Source organism: Haloactinomyces albus, assembly GCF_031458135.1.
Lineage (GTDB): Bacteria > Actinomycetota > Actinomycetes > Mycobacteriales > Pseudonocardiaceae > Haloactinomyces > Haloactinomyces albus.
Map to the genome: position 1 here is coordinate 3,410,804 of NZ_JAVDXW010000001.1, position 15,324 is coordinate 3,426,127.

Here is a 15,324-nt window from a genome sequence, read left to right on the forward strand (position 1 = left end):
CCGCTGTCGAAAGCTGTTGTCAGGGAGGCCGAGTAGCTTCCTCGGCGAGATACGAAACACACCGAGGAGGCATCCATGGCCACGACCGTGCTGCTGGTGATCGGGACGAGGAAGGGGCTGTGGCTGGCAACCAGCCGGGATGGCCGCGACACGTGGGAGGTGACCGGTCCGCACCTGCCGATGACCGATGTGTACGCCGTGGCCATCGACACGCGCCGCCACCCGCGCATCCTGGCCGCTGCCACCAGTGAGCACTTCGGTCCCAGCGTGTTCACCAGCGACGATCTCGGTGCCCGCTGGCAGGAACCGGAGCACGCACCGGTGGCTTTCCCACCGGACACGGAGGCCGCGCTGACCAGGGTGTGGCAGATCGAGCCCGGGCCCGCTGACGAGCCCGACGTCGTCTACGCCGGTACGGAACCATCCGCGCTGTTCCGCTCCGAGGACGGCGGCCGCAGGTACGAGCTGGTCCGCGGACTGTGGGACCACCCGCACCGCAAGGAGTGGTTCCCGGGCGGCGGCGGCCAAGCCGTGCACACCGTGCTCGCGCATCCCCACGATCCGCAGCGGATGCTCGTGGCGATGTCCACCGGTGGCGTGTACCGCACCGAGGACGCGGGGCGGAGTTGGCAACCGAGCAACCGGGGCATCCGGGCGTATTTCCTGCCCGACGAGTACCCGGAGTTCGGCCAGTGCGTGCACAAGGTCGCACGGAACCCTGCGGTGCCGGAACGGTTCTTCCTCCAGCACCACCACGGCGTGTACCGCAGTGACGACGGAGGTGGTAGCTGGCGCTCGATCGCGGAGGGATTGCCCGCCGACTTCGGTTTCCCGGTCGCCGTGCACCCGCACCGCCCCGAGGTCGTCTACGGCTTCCCGCTGGTCGCCGACGCCAGGCGCTTCCCACCCGAGGGCCGTTGCCGTGTCTACCGCAGCGAGGACGCCGGTGACTCGTGGAGCGCCCTGTCCGACGGGCTGCCCGTGGAGGGATTCTGGTCGGCGGTGATGCGGGACGCGCTGTGCCTCGATGATGCCGATCCGGCCGGGGTGTATTTCGGTTCCCGCTCCGGCGAGGTCTATGCCAGCGCGGACGAGGGGGACAGCTGGCGCCGGATCGTCGAGCACCTGCCCGACGTTCTCTCGGTCCGCGCGGCGACGGTGTGAGGAGGTGACCGATGCGAGTCACGATCCTGCTGCCGCAGGTGTTGCGTGCGAGCGCGGGCGGTACCGCGCGGGTGGAACTCGAGATGGCCGCCGATGCCACGCTGGGCGGTGTGCTGGACGAACTCGGTGTGCGGCATCCTGCTCTCGAGCGGCGGTTGCGCGATGAAAGTCGAGCGCTGCGTCGCTACGTGAACTTCTACATCGGTGAGCAGGAGTGCCGGGGGCTGGCGGGGACGGCAACCCGGCTCGACGAGGGTGCGGAGATTCGGGTGATCCCGTCCGTGGCGGGTGGGTAGCCCGCCTCCGATCACGCGAATGTGCACACCGCCAACACCATCGTGGTGGACAGCTCGCTGCCCGCGCCGAGGACGTCACCGGTGACGCCGCCGACCCGGCGGTGCACGTGCCGGGTGAACCACCACAACGCGCCCGCGGTCAGGATCACCGCCAGCACGCCGATCCACCACGCGCCCTCGACGGCGAACGCACCCAGCGCTGCCAGCGCGCCCCACCAGCAGGCCACCACCCAGGCCGGTTGGGAGCCCGCCACCAGGACGCCCAATCCCTCGGGGCGCGCGGCCGGTACCCCACGGCGACAGCAGAGCACGAACGCGGCCCGCCCCGTTGCCCAGGCCAGCACCACGGCCGACCAGTCGGCCGTACGGGCGAGTTCGGCCAGGCCGACCACCTGCGCCCCCAGCACCAGGATCAAGGCGACCACGGCGAACGGGCCGGTACTGCCGTCGCGCATGACCGACAGTGCGCGCTCCGGTGGGCCGTAGCAGCCGAGGCCGTCGACGGTGTCGGCCAGGCCGTCGACGTGCATACCCCGGGTGGCCAGTACGAGAACCGCTGCCGTGAGCAGTCCCGCGAGCAGGGGAGGGGCCGACAGTGCCGTCAGCCCCCAGAGCACCACGGCGCCGAACACGCCGAGCAGGGCACCGACCAGGGGAGCCGCCATGATTGCCCGGCGCCCGATTCGAGTATCCACAGTGCCGACCCGCACGGGCAGCACGCTGAGCAAGGACAGTGCGAGCCGTAAACCTTCCATGCGAAGCGGCGTCAGAACGGTTTCTCGGACTGCTGATCGGCGGGCGGTCCGGATGCCTCCGCGGCGGTGGGGCCACCGATGCCTGCCTCGGCGAACGTGGTCATCTCGGCGAGAGTCCGCACTCCTGCCGTGATCACCGGCAGTGCGGTCAGGGCGCCGGAGCCTTCACCGAGCCGCATGCCCAGGTCCAGCACCGGTGCGAGATCGAGGTGGTCGAGTACCAGCGACGCGCCCGGTTCGACGGAACGGTGCCCGGCCAGCCACCACTGGCGGGCACCGGGAGCGAGCTCCTCGGCCACCATCGCCGCCGCGCCCACGACAACACCGTCCAGCAGCACGGGAGTGCGCCGCACCGCGGCCTGCGCGAGGAAACCCGCCATGGCGGCGATGTCGGCTCCCGCCGAGGTACGCAGCAGGGCAACCGGATCGTCGACGACCCTGCGTGCCCGGCGCAGCGCATCCCGGATCGCTGCTGTCTTACGCATCCAGGCGTCGTCGTCGATGCCGGTACCGCGCCCGACCACGGCCACCGGCTCACTGCCGGTGAGCACCGCGATGAGCACCGCAGCCGGAGTGGTGTTGGCGATGCCCATGTCCCCGGCGATGAGCAGGTCGGCGCCGCTGTCCACCTCCTCGTCGGCCACCGCTCGTCCGGCGGCCACGGCCGCGTGGGCCTGCTCGGAGGTGAGCGCATCCGTACGGTCGATCGATCCGGAACCGCGGCGGACCTTGTGCGCGCTGACGATCTCCGCGGTGTCGCCGTCGACGGCCATGTCCACCACACGCACACCGGCACCGGTGGTCGCGGCGAGTGCGTTGACCGCCGCACCGCCGGTGAGGAAATTCGTCACCATCTGGCCGGTGACCTCGCTGGGGTAGGCCGATACGCCATTCGCTGCGATACCGTGGTCGCCCGCGAAGATCACGTCGCGTGGCCGGGCGAAGGGATGCGGCGGGCAGGTGCCCTGCCGGGCGGCGACCCACACGCCGAGTTCCTCCAGTCGCCCCAGCGAACCCGCAGGCTTGGTGAGTTGCTCCTGCCGGGCCACTGCCGCTCTCCTCGCTTGCTCGTCGGGAGCCTGTACCGCAGCGAACTCGATGTGGCGCTCGGGCACGGGCGGCAGGGCGCTCGACTGGGGAGCGTCCGCCGGGGAAGTGCTCGAATGGGGGGCATCGGGCACGGTGGACAAGCCTTACCTCCGGTAGTCGTTCGGCCGCTTCGCTCAGCGCAAGCGGAGCGGCACTCCTGCGACGAGCAGGATCACCTCGTCGCACACCTCGGCGAGTCGTGCGTTGAGGGCGCCGAGCTCGTCGCGGAAAAGTCTTCCAGACCTGGTGGCGGGGACGATGCCCAGCCCGACTTCGGCGGAGACCAGTACCAACCGGGCGGCACAATCGTCGACGGCGCTCACCAGGGCATCGCAGTGCCCGGCGACGACGCCCAAGCTGTCCGGATCCCGTTCCCAGGCCTGCGCATCGTCCAGGGTGCCGGTCAACCACGTCGCGAGATCGTCGACCAGCAACGCCGGATCCGACGGTGCCGCCGCGTGCAGGATCCGACGCAGGTCATCCGGTTGTGGGGCTTCCGAGGTGCGCCAGTCGGACGGTCGGCGCGCGACGTGTGCGGCGATCCGTTCGGCCCACTCGGCGTCGTCGGGATCGTGCCGCGAGGTCGCCACGTAGGTTGCCGGTTCCGCCGCAGGCAGCAGCCCCTCGGCATGGGCCGACTTGCCCGACCGTGCACCTCCGAGTACCAGTGTGTGCTGTGCCACCGATGCCCTCTCAGAGCCCGTCTTGGAACTTGGTCAGGTGGTCCCTGAAACGCCGGAGCGGGTCACCCTGCTCAGGCTGATCACCCGAGCGAAAGAGCCAGATCAAAGACAGGCACTCAGGGAGCGGTGGTGTGGCGCGGATCGGTTTCCGGCAGGTTGTCCAGGACCTCGTCGATCTTGTCGAGAACGTCCTGGTCCAGCGTGACGCCCGCGGCACCCGCGTTGTCGACGACCTGCTCCGGGCGGGAGGCCCCGATGATCGCCGCCGAAACATTGCTGTTGTTCAGCACCCACGCCACCGCGAGCTGGGCCATCGACAGACCCAGGTCGGAGGCGATGGGTTTGAGTTGCTGAACCCGCTGCAGCACGTCATCGCCCATCCACCGCGAGATCATCGTCGCTCCGCCTGCCTCATCCGTGGCACGTGAGCCCACAGGCGGCTGTTGGCCCGGCAGATATTTACCGGTGAGTGCTCCCTGCGCGATCGGGGACCATACGATCTGCCCCACACCCTCGCGTTCACAGGTGGGGATCACCTGGGACTCGACGACCCGCCACAGCATCGAGTACTGCGGCTGGTTGGAGACCAGCGGGACACGCAGTTCCCGAGCCAGTTCCGCGGCTCGCGTGATCTGCTCGGCGTTCCATTCCGAGACACCGATGTAGTGCACTTTGCCCTGCCGGACCAGGTCGGCGAAGGCGGTCATCGTTTCTTCCAGCGGTACCGTCCGGTCGAAGCGGTGTGCCTGGTAGAGATCGACGTAATCCGTCTGCAGCCTGCGCAGCGAGGCGTGGCAGGACTCCATGATGTGCTTGCGCCCGAGACCGCGATCGTTGCGACCCTCACCGGTGGGGAAGAAGACCTTCGTGAAGATCTCCACACTCTCCCGTCGCACACCGGACAGCGCACGGCCGAGGACGGACTCCGCCCGGGTCCCCGCGTACACATCGGCGGTGTCGTAGGAGGTGATCCCGGCGTCCAGGGCGGCGCGGACGCACTGCTGCGCCTGCTCCTCCTCGACCTGGGAGCCATGGGTGAGCCAGTTGCCGTAGGCGATCTCGCTGATGTTCAGGCCGCTGCGGCCGAGGCGACGAAACTCCATACCCGAACCCTAGATCGACCGGAGCGGTCGGACACGCGACGGGTGGTGTTCAGCCGACCTTGGCGGGCTGTTTCGGACTGACTCGCGGGCGTGGCACACGCAGTTTGCGAATCTGCATGGCTCGGGTGAAGGCATACCAGCCGAGACTGAACGGGCGGTCCTTGGTGTCCGGGTACTTCGCGCGGACACTCCTGTTCACGAGCCGGCCGAGTACCGTGCCCTCGAAGACCATCGTGAGCAGGAGTACCAGGCAGGCCAGCGTCGCGTACTGCTGGACGACCGGATTCGGCACCAGGGTGGTGGCGAACACAACGAGCACCAACGGCATGAACAGGCCCATCAGGTGCCGGCGCGAGTCGACGGTGTCGCGGACGTGGGCCCGCACCGGCCCGCGATCACGTGGCATGAGGTAGCGCTCGTCACCGGCCATCATGCGTTCGCGGCGCTCGGCGGCGGCCTTGCGGCGCTCTGCCTTGTTCTGCTTGTTGCCGCGCATGCGTTTGATGGCCTCGCGCTGCGTCTGCGGCGGTGGCGGCACGGGACCCCGGCGTTTGCTCTCGGCTTCCCGGCGCTTCGGAGTCGCCCGTCCCTTACCGGGGGTGCGGCCGGGGACGTGATCCTCCGCCGACTGCGCACCCTCGGTTTCGGACTCGGTGGTGGCGGTCTGTTCGGTACTGTTGCGACGAAGGAACCTCACACCTCCAGGGTATGTGACGCCGGTACCGTCGGTGAACACGACCACCATCGTGGTGGGTGCCGCCCGCGGTGCGCACACGTCACACCAGTTCACGGCCGATTTGTGTCACCATGTGGGGTAGCAGGACAGGCTGTAAGCATTCCCGCTGGGTGCGCCCGTGGGAATAGCTCGGGCCCGCGTGATGTTCCACGTCACGGGGACCCCCGGGCAAAACCCGCAAGCGGCCGGAAAACCACAAGGGAGAGCCATGACCGCCCAAGACACCATGGAGACCGAGGCGCCTGCGCACGGCGTCACGCTGACCGACTCGGCGGCCGGTAAGGCCAAGACACTGCTGGAGCAGGAGGGACGCGATGACATGCATCTGCGTATCGCCGTCCAGCCCGGTGGCTGTGCCGGACTGCGTTACCAACTCTTTTTCGACGAGCGCACGCTCGACGGTGACGCGGTGCGTGACTTCGGCGGTCTTGACGTAGTCGTCGACCGGATGAGCGCACCCTACGTGCAGGGTGCGGTGATCGACTTCGTCGACACGATCGAGAAGCAGGGCTTCACGATCGACAACCCCAACGCGGGCGGCTCCTGCGCCTGCGGTGACTCGTTCCACTGACGTTCCATCGAGGCGGTTCCCGGTGACCGATACGGTCTTCGGGAACCGCCTTCATGCTGTTCACTCCCGACCGGTCAACTCCTGACGAGGCGGATCTCCTCGTCGCCGACCGCGATCCGGTCCCCGACGGATACCTGACGCCCCCGTCGTGTTTCGACGGTCTCGTTGACCCGTACCTCCTCCTCTTCCAGCAGAGCCTTGGCGTCCGCCCCGTGCTCGGCGATCCCGGCCAGCTTCAACAGTTGCCCGAGTCGGATCGTGCTGTCACGGATCTCCACTTCCTGCATGACAGCGATTGTCCTCGCCGAAGCAGGAGCCACCTCGGCGGTGCTCGGCCGAGGTCGGTACCGGGAATGGGAGACCCGCCTGGGCCCGTCGGTGATTTTTGCGTGAAATCCCTGGCCAGAGCCTTACATCGCTCTACACTGAAAGTGGCGGGCGACACGAACGAAAAATGATGTTCGGTACATCGATCGAACCGGTGGGGCCTGCTCTTGCTGAACAGTGCCGAGGGCAATCATGACAAAGCATACTTTGCATCGCGCTCCCATCGAGCAACTCCGCAGTCACTTCGGCGGCGCCGTTGTCACTCCGGGGGACCCCGGTTATGAGGCCGCGCGGAGCATCTTCAACGCGATGATCGAAGCACGACCGCAGGTGATCGCGCAGTGTCGGGACACCCGCGATATCCGAACGGCTCTTGAATTCGCCCGGCACCACGATGTGCGGATCGCGGTGCGCAGTGGCGGCCACAGCGTGGCCGGAGCGAGTCTGATCGACGAGGGTCTCGTCATCGACATGCGCCGGATCAACGCCGTCTCGGTCGATCCGGAGGCCCGTACTGCGAAGGTCGGTGGTGGTGCCGTGTGGGGAGACCTCGATCGAGCCGCCCAGCTACATCACCTCGTGACCACGGGCGGCCGAGTGTCGACGACCGGTGTCGCCGGCCTGACTCTCGGCGGCGGCTCGGGGTGGATCGAACGCAAGTACGGACTGGCCTGTGACAACCTTCTCTCCGTCGAGCTCATGACGGCCGACGGTCGTGAAGTCGTGGCCAACGAGGAGGAAAATCCCGAACTGTTCTGGGCTCTGCACGGAGGTGGTGGCAACTTCGGTATCGCCACCTCGCTGACCTTCCGGCTGCACCCGGCTCCGGATTTCGCGATGGCGCTGATGCTCTGGCCGGGAGACGAGGGCCGCCGGGTGGCCGGCCGCTACCGCGACTTCGCGATGGGGGTGCCCGAGGAGATCGGCAGCGGCCTGCTCTACCTCACGGGCCCACCGGAGCAGTTCGTCCCGGAGAGCATGGTCGGCACACTGTGCTGTGCGGTTCTGGTCACGAATCTGGGTACCGAGGAAGACCTGCGCGAGCGGATCAGGCCACTGCTGGATCTGAACCCGCCCGGCCAGGTCATCACGGAGATTCCGTACGCCGACCTGCAGTGCATGCTCGACGACCCACCGGGGTATCGCAATTACTGGTCGGGCGAGTACCTGCGCGAGTTGCCGGACGAGGCGCTGGATCTCTTCTGCGCTCGGGCGGAGGAGATGCTCGTGCCTTCGCCTTCGCAGCAGGCGTTGGTGCCCTGGGGCGGCGCTGTCGCGCGCGGCGACGGCACCGGTGCGATGTCGGGCCGCACGGTTCCGTGGGTCGTGCATCCGCTCGGGATGTGGGAGAACCCGGCGGACGATGCCGCGGCCAAGCGCTGGGCACATGGTATCCGCGACGATCTCCTCCGGTGGACGACCGGGGCGGTGTACCTGAACTTCATCGGCGATGAGGGAGCGGATCGGGTGGTCGCCGGTTACGGCCGGGACAACCATGAGCGCCTGAGCAGGATCAAGGCCGAGTACGACCCCGGCAACGTCTTCAACCGTTGGCACAACGTGCGACCGGCTCCGGCCGTGGCTCCGGACATGGCACCGGCTGTGGACGTGGTGGTTCCGGAGGTCATCGCACCGGGGACGGTGACTCCGGAAACCGGCACGCCGGAATCGGAATCGACCTGACCTTTCGGCTCTGCGGGTGCCGGGAGCCGCACGGCTCACGGCACCCGCAGAGCGGTCAGAGCTTGACCGGGTAGTGCGGTTCGGGGACCCGGGGCGACAGCCTGCCCTCGACGAAGATGCCGTGCCAGATCATGAACACCAGCAGCGCCCACAGCCTGCGACTGTGGTCGAGCACCCCGGAACGGTGCTCCTCGAGCAGCTGGAGGACCGCCGTCTTGTTCAGCAGCGCTTCGGTCTGCGACTCCTGGATGATCGTGCGCGCCCAGTCGTGCATCTCGTCGCGCAACCAGTGCTTGATCGGTACCGGGAAACCGAGCTTACGACGGTTGAGCACGTGGGAAGGCACCACCTTGGCCAGGGCCTGGCGCAACGCGTGCTTGGTCGTTTCCCGCGTGATCTTCTGCTCGAGCGGAATGGTGCTCGCGACCCGGAAGACCTCCTGGTCCAGAAAGGGGACTCGGAGTTCCAGCGAGTTCGCCATCGTCGTCTTGTCCGCTTTGGTCAGAATGTCCCCGCGAAGCCAGGTGAACAGATCCACGTGCTGCATCCTGGTCACCGCATCCCAGCCCTCCGAGGCGCGATAGGCGGCTGCGGTGACATCGGTGTGCGAGACGTCCGGGTCGAAGTTCCGCAGGACACTGCTGAGCTGGTCATCCCGGAAGATTCGGGCGTTGCCGTAGTAGCGTTCCTCCAGGCTCAGCGAACCGCGCCGCAGCAGATCCTTGCCGCGCACCCCTTCCGGGATCGCGGTGGATACCCGCCCGAGTGCCTTACGCAGCGAATCGGGGACGCGCTCGAACGGCGCCAGGGACAGGGGCTCGCGATAGATGGAGTAGCCACCGAAGAGCTCGTCGGCACCCTCGCCGGAGAGCACGACCTTGACGTGCTGGCGGGCTTCCCGGGCGATGAACCACAGTGGCACGAGTGCGGGATCGGCCACCGGATCATCCAGGTACCAGATGATCAGCGGCAGAGTCTCCATCATTTCCTCGGCGGAGACCGTGCGCACCACATGCTTGACACCGATCGCGGCTGCCGATTCGGCGGCCACGTCGACTTCGGAGTACCCCTGGCGCTCGAACCCGGTGGTGAAGGTGACCAGGTCCGGATTGTGCTCCTTGGCCAGGGCGGCAATCGCCGTCGAATCGATACCGCCGGACAGGAACGCTCCCACCGTGACGTCGGCGCGCATGTGCTTGGCCACCGAGTCGCGCATCGCGTCGACGATGTCGTTGTGCAAACGGTTCGCGTCGGCATCGTTGTTGATCACTCGCGAGGTGAAGTTGGGCGCGAAGTAGCGCTCGGTGACAAGTTGGCCACCGGGGGAGACGGTGAACGAAGTGCCGGATTCGATGCGCCGTACCGATCGGTGCAGTGACGCCGGTTCGGGGACGTACTGCATGACCAGGTAGTGCTGCAGGGACCGGGGATCGACGTCGGTCGCGAAGCCCAGCGTGGTGGCCAGGCTGAGCAGACTTTTCTTCTCGCTGGCGAAGGCCACGCCGTGCGGACCCACCGCGTAGAACAGTGGCTTGATGCCGAAAGGATCGCGCGCGCCGAAGACGACGTGGCGCTCGTTGTCCCAGACCAGGAACGCGAACATTCCGCGCAGGCGCCCCACCATCGAGGTGCCGAGATAATGGTAGGCCGCGACGATGACCTCGGTGTCGCCGTCGGTGGCGAACCGGGCGCCGTGCTGTTCGATCAGCTCGGCACGCAGTTCCAGATAGTTGTAGATCTCACCGTTGAACAGGATCGTGTAGCGCCCGGGGCGCTCCGGTGGTCCCCAGCTCAACGGTTGGTGGGAGTGTTCCAGGTCGATGATCGACAGCCGGTTGAAGCCGAAGACGACCTCACCACCGTGCCAGGTGTCGCTCTCATCCGGTCCTCGATGCCGTTGGCACGGTAACGCACCGGCCACCGCGTTGACGGCGTTACCGGCTTTCTCTTCAGTGGGACAGACCAGTCCAAGCAGGCCGCACACGCGTCTCGCGCACCTCTCGTGTCGGCGGTGTCGTCGAATGCCCCGGAGTTGGGCGCTTCCCAGTATGCCGATCCACTCGTGTTCGGCCACATGCGCGGGGGCATCTCGGATCTTCGTCGGCGGTGAGCAGTGGTGACGGGTGGGCCGACCTGGCGATCTCGGCGAGTCGGTACCACCATGACTACGGCAAGAGCCGACCCCGGAGCAGTATCGCGACTACTGCTGGGCTAGGCTCGCCGCAGTATTCCGGCGGCCGATCTCCCACCCGGTGCGGACGGGTGGATTGCCAGTGCCGTACCGGTGAGTTTTACATCGAGGAGGCGTCGCGCAGTGGGCCTGAAGGACGGGACCCGAGTGCCACGGCTGGTCAAGGTCAGTGGATTGATCGGCCTGGTGTGTGTCGTGGCCACGGGCTGCACGCCCGACCAGGTCCTGCGATTCGGTTGGCCAGGGGGTGTGACCCCGGAGGCCGAGGCGATGCGCCAGCTCTGGACCTGGTCGGTGATCGCCGCCCTCGCGGTCGGCGTGCTCGTGTGGGGTTTGATCTTCTGGACGGTGACCTTTCACCGCAAGAAGAGTGACGAGCTGCCTCGCCAGTTCCAGTACAACAACCCGCTGGAGATCATCTATACGGTGATCCCGTTTTTGATGGTCGTCGTGCTCTTCTACTTCACGGCCACGACGCAGAACTACGTCATGGCCGAGGAGGAGAACCCGGACGAGGTCGTCGACGTGGTGGCGTTCCAGTGGAACTGGGAGTTCAAGTACCCCGAGTACCGCACCCCGAGCGGACAGCCGGTGTCGACCATCGGCACCAGCAGCAGGACACCGCTGCTGGTCCTGCCGACCGATTCGAGCATCGAGTACCGCCTGCACTCGGAGGACGTGATCCACTCGTTCTGGGTGCCGAAGTTCCACTTCAAGCGGGACACCTTCCCGCGCCCGGACAAGAACAACCAGGACAACGTTTTCCAGAACACGATCGAGCAGGAAGGCTCGTTCGTCGGGCGCTGTGCCGAGCTGTGCGGGACTTATCACTCGATGATGAACTTCGAGGTTCGAGCCTTGTCCCCGGACAAGTTCGAGCGCTACATGAATCTGCGGACGCGGATCAACCCGGCGACGAACCAGCCCTACACGGCGCCGGAGGCGTTGCGCAGGATGGACTGCGGAAAGTTGTGCACGCCGTACACGGTGACCACGAGCCCCTTCGACACCAACCGTGGGGCGTCTTCCGATGCCACGACGGCCGGTAGTAACTGAGGAGTGCCCTCTCCCAGGGCGTACGGCGTGAGAGCGAGGACTCCATGAAGGTCGAAGCGAAGATCTTCAATATCATCACCTTCTTTTTCTTCCTGTCGGCGATCGTCTACGGCTTCTGGGCACAGGAGCCCGTGGGGACGGTGGCGCTGATCCTGGTCGGTGCGTTGTCACTGCTGATCGGTAGTTACTTTCAGTTCGTGGCCAGGCGCATCGATCCACGTCCGGAGGACAATCCGGATGCCGAGATCAGTGACGGTGCCGGCGAGCTCGGTTTCTTCAGCCCGGGGAGCTACTGGCCTTTCGCGGTGGCTGCCGCGGCCGGATTCGCCGGCTTGGCACTGGCCTTCTTCCATGTCTGGATGCTGGTGTTCTCGGTCGGCGCTCTGCTGATCACCGTCGCGGGCCTGGTCTTCGAGTACCACACCGGCCCCAACCACGAGTGAGCGCACCCACGAGGGGGCACGCACAGCATCCCCGCCGGTATCGGAATCCGGGGATGCTGCTGCTGGACCGGACGGCGTGCCCGTCCGGTCGTGACATGTCCGTGGTCGGCGGCGGTATGATCTTCTCGCCCGTATCGCCAGCAGGAGGTTTGCCGTGATAACCGCGATTGTGCTGATCCGGACCGCCGCGGAACGTCTGACGGAGGCGGCACAGGAGATCGCCGACCTCGAAGGCGTTGCCGAGGTCTACTCCTGTGCCGGTGACGTTGATCTGATTGCCATGGTGCGCGTCCGCGACCACGAGGAGATCGCCGACATCGTGCCCGGCCGGATCAACAAGGTGAACGGTGTGCTCGACACCGACACGCACATCGCCTTCCGCTCGTACTCCCGGCGCGACACCGAGGCGACCTTCTCTCTCGGTATGGAAGGCTGAGGCAGTACGCGCGTAAAGCCCTCCGTCAGGAGTCGGCGAGAGTGGCGCGAAGCTCGGTGGAGCGTGCTGCCCATCGCCGAAGCAGATCGGCTGCGGCGCCGGAGTCGATGCCTGCCGCGGCGCGCTGCATCCCCTCTCGCAGTTGGTTCCGCAGATCGGGCTCCGGACCGTCCTGGGCGACGAGTGCACCGGCTGCGTTGATCAGCACAGCATCCCGCACAGGACCGCGCTCCCCGGCGAGCAGACGCCGTACTGCCTCCGCGTTGACCTGCGCGTCGCCCCCCTGCAGGTCTTCCGGCGAGCCGAGTGCGACACCGAGCTCGACCGGATCGATCCGCTCCTGACGGACGGTGCCGTCGTGCACGACCCATGCCGTGGTCGACGTGGTCGTGGTGATCTCGTCCAGTCCGTCATCGCCACTGACCACGAGGACGGAGTCGCCGCGTCCGGCGAAGACCTCGGCCATCACCGGGGCCATCCTCCGGTCGGCACACCCGATCAGACCGACCGAGGGACGCGCCGGGTTCGTCAGCGGCCCGAGCACATTGAACGCGGTGGGGATGCCGATCTCACGGCGCGGGCCGGAAGCGTGCTTGAACGCCGGATGGAACAGCGCGGCGAAGCAGAAGCCGATGCCGAGCTCCTCCACACAGGTGCGCACGCCGTCGGGCGGTAGGTCGATGGCAACCCCGAGCTCCTCGAGGACGTCGGCGGTACCGCACTTCGACGAGGCCGCTCGGTTCCCGTGTTTGACCACGGTCGCCCCCGAGGCGGCAAGCACCAGTGAGGTCATGGTCGAGATGTTGACCGTCCCGGCGCGGTCGCCGCCGGTGCCCACGATGTCGGCCGTGCGCGCGGAGATGTCGAGCGGCCGTGCGTGCGCGAGCATCGCGTCGGCCATACCGCGGATTTCGGCAGGAGTTTCCCCCTTCGCGCGGAGCGCGACGGCGAACCCGGCCACCCGCGCCGGTGTCGCTTCTCCGGTCATGACGAGATCCATCGCCCAACCGGTGTCCTCTGCGGTGAGGTCCCTACCCCCGACCAGCCGGCCGAGAAGTTCCGGCCAGCTTCCTGTCGTCGCTGCCACTGTCACCTCGTGTTCGACTAGCCGTGTACGACCGGCAGGGCGTGCGAGCGCAGCACCTCTGCGACCGTTTCCGCGGCGGAAATCGGATCCAGCGGATGCACGAGCACAGCGTCGGCCTGAGACCAGGTGGCCAGCCACCGGTCGTCCTTGCGGCGGACGGTCACGATGATCGGCGGGCAGCCACTGATCTCGTTCTTGAGCTGCCGGGAAACTCCCATACCACCGGTCGGCTGTGCCTCGCCGTCGAGAATCAGAAGATCCGCGGTGCCTGCGTCGGCCGCGCTGAGTACATCGGCCACTGTCGCCGCTTCATGATAGTGCACCCTGTTCAGGTCAGGGGCCGGGCGCCGCCCGATCGCTGTGGTGATCGCCGCACGGACTTCGGGCCGATGGCTGAACACGAGGATGGTCGTGGCCGGTGCGCTCATCAGCACTCCTTGAACAACTGGAGGGTTCGGCTGGACGGCGAGACAGGATTCCTCGAATCATATCCGCTGTACAGGTGCGCACAGTAGTACACAGGCGCGCAGGAATCGATCAGTTAGCCTGCCCTGGTTGCAGAGCGTCCCAACCGAGTGCACGACCCCGGAACCGTTGAGCGAGTCCGGCCATGCGCGCGCTTGCCTGTGCGCAGTGCAACGCGTCGAGTCGCTGCACACGCAGTGCGATCACGGTGGTGGCCTGTTCACCATCGCTCGTGTTCGCAGGTTCTTCGGGAATGGGACCGTGCACGCTTTCGCGCACCGTCCAGCCGTCCTCGTGCAAGAGTGTGGCCACGCTTTCCGTATCCGTGCTGGGCAGGCTCAGATAGTGGCGCAATACCGCTGGTCGGTCGGGTTGCCAGTGGGGAGCACGGGCGAGTGCGGTGGAGGCGGCTTCGGCATCGTCGAACGCCTCCACGACCACGTGCAGGTCCGGATCGTCGACGTCGATCACGGGAGGTTCGGAGGAGCGTGCGCCGCGGCCGAGACGCGCGAGCAATTCTCGAATCCTTCTCACTCTGAGTGACCTCCACATCGCGCTCCGATCAACGGTCCGCTCCATGGCGGACCCGACCGGGCAGGCCGAACACATGCAAGACATAATGCGTCGCGTGACAACGGCAGCGCCCTCAATCAGTCAACGCGTGCACTCGCTGAACCGCCCGAACATGGTCAGCGTGGGCACCATCGTTTGGTTGGCCAGCGAGCTGATGTTCTTCGCTGGGCTCTTCGCCATGTTCTTCACGGTGAAAGCTCAGAACGAGGGCCCGTGGCCACCACCGCCCGCGGAGCTCAACGTCAGCTACGCTCTTCCGTTCACCATCATCCTGGTGGCGTCCTCGTTCACCTGCCAGTGGGGCGTGTTCGCGGCGGAGCGTGGCGATGTCTACGGTCTGCGACGCTGGTACATGGTCACGTTGATCATGGGCACGATCTTCATGCTCGGCCAGGCCGGTGAGTACTACACACTCGTCACCGAGCATCACACCACGATGGCGACTTCGGCCTTCGGAACCGTGTTCTTCATGACCACCGGGTTCCACGGGCTGCACGTGATGGGTGGGCTGGTCGCGTTCATCTTCCTGATGATCCGGACCAAGATGAGCAAGTTCACGCCGGCTCAGGCCATCGCGGCCATCGTCGTGTCCTACTACTGGCACTTCGTGGACATCGTGTGGATCGGTCTGTTCGCGGTCATCTACCTTCTCCCGTGACGTTCGGG

General features: G+C 66.7%; 18 protein-coding genes. 8 read left to right on the forward strand and 10 right to left on the reverse strand.

Annotated elements, in window-relative coordinates; genetic code table 11:
* Positions 1–75 precede the first annotated feature (75 nt).
* Positions 76–1,164 carry a WD40/YVTN/BNR-like repeat-containing protein gene (locus tag JOF55_RS16195; protein ID WP_310275131.1) on the forward strand — a complete coding sequence of 363 codons (1,089 nt, stop codon included), beginning with the start codon at positions 76–78 and terminating at the stop codon, positions 1,162–1,164.
* An 11-nt stretch (positions 1,165–1,175) separates the two neighbouring features.
* Positions 1,176–1,460, forward strand: coding sequence for a MoaD/ThiS family protein (locus JOF55_RS16200; protein ID WP_310275133.1), 285 nt, complete (start codon positions 1,176–1,178; stop codon positions 1,458–1,460).
* An 11-nt stretch (positions 1,461–1,471) separates the two neighbouring features.
* On the opposite strand, the gene cobS is transcribed toward JOF55_RS16200, so the two are convergent.
* The 5 genes from cobS to JOF55_RS16225 all read right to left on the reverse strand — a co-directional run bounded on the left by cobS (position 1,472) and on the right by JOF55_RS16225 (position 5,787).
* Positions 1,472–2,215: an adenosylcobinamide-GDP ribazoletransferase gene (gene cobS, locus JOF55_RS16205; RefSeq protein ID WP_310275135.1), complete on the reverse strand. Its 744-nt coding sequence runs from the start codon at positions 2,213–2,215 to the stop codon at positions 1,472–1,474.
* Between the two features lie 11 nt (positions 2,216–2,226).
* Positions 2,227–3,339 carry a nicotinate-nucleotide--dimethylbenzimidazole phosphoribosyltransferase gene (gene cobT / locus JOF55_RS16210; protein ID WP_374727526.1) on the reverse strand — a complete coding sequence of 371 codons (1,113 nt, stop codon included), beginning with the start codon at positions 3,337–3,339 and terminating at the stop codon, positions 2,227–2,229.
* Positions 3,340–3,438: 99 nt separating this feature from the next.
* The gene (cobU, locus tag JOF55_RS16215) at positions 3,439–3,987 is read right to left on the reverse strand and encodes a bifunctional adenosylcobinamide kinase/adenosylcobinamide-phosphate guanylyltransferase (protein ID WP_310275137.1); all 549 of its coding nucleotides are present in this window, start codon (positions 3,985–3,987) and stop codon (positions 3,439–3,441) included.
* Between the two features lie 116 nt (positions 3,988–4,103).
* Positions 4,104–5,090 (reverse strand): aldo/keto reductase family protein, encoded by a 987-nt coding sequence (locus tag JOF55_RS16220; protein ID WP_310275139.1) that lies wholly within the window; start codon positions 5,088–5,090, stop codon positions 4,104–4,106.
* Between the two features lie 49 nt (positions 5,091–5,139).
* The gene (locus tag JOF55_RS16225; protein ID WP_310275141.1) at positions 5,140–5,787 is read right to left on the reverse strand and encodes a DUF3043 domain-containing protein; all 648 of its coding nucleotides are present in this window, start codon (positions 5,785–5,787) and stop codon (positions 5,140–5,142) included.
* A gap of 247 nt (positions 5,788–6,034) precedes the next feature.
* On the opposite strand from JOF55_RS16225, the gene JOF55_RS16230 reads away from it, so the two are divergent.
* Positions 6,035–6,397: a HesB/IscA family protein gene (locus JOF55_RS16230; protein WP_310275143.1), complete on the forward strand. Its 363-nt coding sequence runs from the start codon at positions 6,035–6,037 to the stop codon at positions 6,395–6,397.
* A 74-nt stretch (positions 6,398–6,471) separates the two neighbouring features.
* Here the strand turns inward: JOF55_RS16230 and JOF55_RS16235 are convergent, their stop codons facing one another.
* Entirely contained in the window at positions 6,472–6,684 is a 213-nt protein-coding gene (locus tag JOF55_RS16235; RefSeq protein WP_310275145.1) for an RNA-binding S4 domain-containing protein, read from the reverse strand.
* Between the two features lie 232 nt (positions 6,685–6,916).
* On the opposite strand from JOF55_RS16235, the gene JOF55_RS16240 reads away from it, so the two are divergent.
* Positions 6,917–8,407 (forward strand): FAD-binding oxidoreductase, encoded by a 1,491-nt coding sequence (locus JOF55_RS16240; RefSeq protein ID WP_310275147.1) that lies wholly within the window; start codon positions 6,917–6,919, stop codon positions 8,405–8,407.
* Between the two features lie 55 nt (positions 8,408–8,462).
* On the opposite strand, the gene asnB is transcribed toward JOF55_RS16240, so the two are convergent.
* Positions 8,463–10,391 carry an asparagine synthase (glutamine-hydrolyzing) gene (gene asnB, locus JOF55_RS16245; protein WP_310275148.1) on the reverse strand — a complete coding sequence of 643 codons (1,929 nt, stop codon included), beginning with the start codon at positions 10,389–10,391 and terminating at the stop codon, positions 8,463–8,465.
* Between the two features lie 330 nt (positions 10,392–10,721).
* Here asnB and ctaC point away from each other — a divergent pair, with 330 nt between their 5' ends.
* From ctaC to JOF55_RS16260, 3 genes are all read left to right on the forward strand, one after another.
* Positions 10,722–11,654 (forward strand): aa3-type cytochrome oxidase subunit II, encoded by a 933-nt coding sequence (gene ctaC, locus JOF55_RS16250; protein WP_310275150.1) that lies wholly within the window; start codon positions 10,722–10,724, stop codon positions 11,652–11,654.
* 44 nt (positions 11,655–11,698) lie between these two features.
* Positions 11,699–12,097: a cytochrome c oxidase subunit 4 gene (locus JOF55_RS16255; RefSeq protein ID WP_310275152.1), complete on the forward strand. Its 399-nt coding sequence runs from the start codon at positions 11,699–11,701 to the stop codon at positions 12,095–12,097.
* A gap of 154 nt (positions 12,098–12,251) precedes the next feature.
* Entirely contained in the window at positions 12,252–12,533 is a 282-nt protein-coding gene (locus JOF55_RS16260) for an Lrp/AsnC family transcriptional regulator (RefSeq protein ID WP_310275154.1), read from the forward strand.
* 25 nt (positions 12,534–12,558) lie between these two features.
* On the opposite strand, the gene trpD is transcribed toward JOF55_RS16260, so the two are convergent.
* From trpD to JOF55_RS16275, 3 genes are all read right to left on the reverse strand, one after another.
* Entirely contained in the window at positions 12,559–13,620 is a 1,062-nt protein-coding gene (gene trpD / locus JOF55_RS16265; protein WP_310275156.1) for an anthranilate phosphoribosyltransferase, read from the reverse strand.
* A gap of 17 nt (positions 13,621–13,637) precedes the next feature.
* Entirely contained in the window at positions 13,638–14,048 is a 411-nt protein-coding gene (locus JOF55_RS16270) for a response regulator transcription factor (protein ID WP_310275157.1), read from the reverse strand.
* A gap of 109 nt (positions 14,049–14,157) precedes the next feature.
* On the reverse strand, positions 14,158–14,619 hold the full coding sequence (locus tag JOF55_RS16275) for a hypothetical protein (protein WP_310275159.1): 462 nt from the start codon (positions 14,617–14,619) through the stop codon (positions 14,158–14,160).
* An 85-nt stretch (positions 14,620–14,704) separates the two neighbouring features.
* Between JOF55_RS16275 and ctaE the strand changes: the two genes are divergently transcribed.
* Positions 14,705–15,316 (forward strand): aa3-type cytochrome oxidase subunit III, encoded by a 612-nt coding sequence (ctaE, locus tag JOF55_RS16280; RefSeq protein WP_310275161.1) that lies wholly within the window; start codon positions 14,705–14,707, stop codon positions 15,314–15,316.
* Positions 15,317–15,324 lie beyond the last annotated feature (8 nt).

What these genes read in the sequence shown, in the direction of transcription:
- ctaE (WP_310275161.1), top strand. Translation starts at nt 14,705, where the DNA reads ATGCGTCGCGTGACAACGGCAGCGCCCTCAATCAGTCAACGCGTGCAC.
- JOF55_RS16240 (WP_310275147.1), top strand. Translation starts at nt 6,917, where the DNA reads ATGACAAAGCATACTTTGCATCGCGCTCCCATCGAGCAACTCCGCAGT.
- JOF55_RS16255 (WP_310275152.1), top strand. Translation starts at nt 11,699, where the DNA reads ATGAAGGTCGAAGCGAAGATCTTCAATATCATCACCTTCTTTTTCTTC.
- JOF55_RS16220 (WP_310275139.1), bottom strand. Translation starts at nt 5,090, where the DNA reads ATGGAGTTTCGTCGCCTCGGCCGCAGCGGCCTGAACATCAGCGAGATC.
- JOF55_RS16235 (WP_310275145.1), bottom strand. Translation starts at nt 6,684, where the DNA reads ATGCAGGAAGTGGAGATCCGTGACAGCACGATCCGACTCGGGCAACTG.
- JOF55_RS16270 (WP_310275157.1), bottom strand. Translation starts at nt 14,048, where the DNA reads ATGAGCGCACCGGCCACGACCATCCTCGTGTTCAGCCATCGGCCCGAA.
- JOF55_RS16195 (WP_310275131.1), top strand. Translation starts at nt 76, where the DNA reads ATGGCCACGACCGTGCTGCTGGTGATCGGGACGAGGAAGGGGCTGTGG.
- JOF55_RS16200 (WP_310275133.1), top strand. Translation starts at nt 1,176, where the DNA reads ATGCGAGTCACGATCCTGCTGCCGCAGGTGTTGCGTGCGAGCGCGGGC.
- JOF55_RS16230 (WP_310275143.1), top strand. Translation starts at nt 6,035, where the DNA reads ATGACCGCCCAAGACACCATGGAGACCGAGGCGCCTGCGCACGGCGTC.
- cobS (WP_310275135.1), bottom strand. Translation starts at nt 2,215, where the DNA reads ATGGAAGGTTTACGGCTCGCACTGTCCTTGCTCAGCGTGCTGCCCGTG.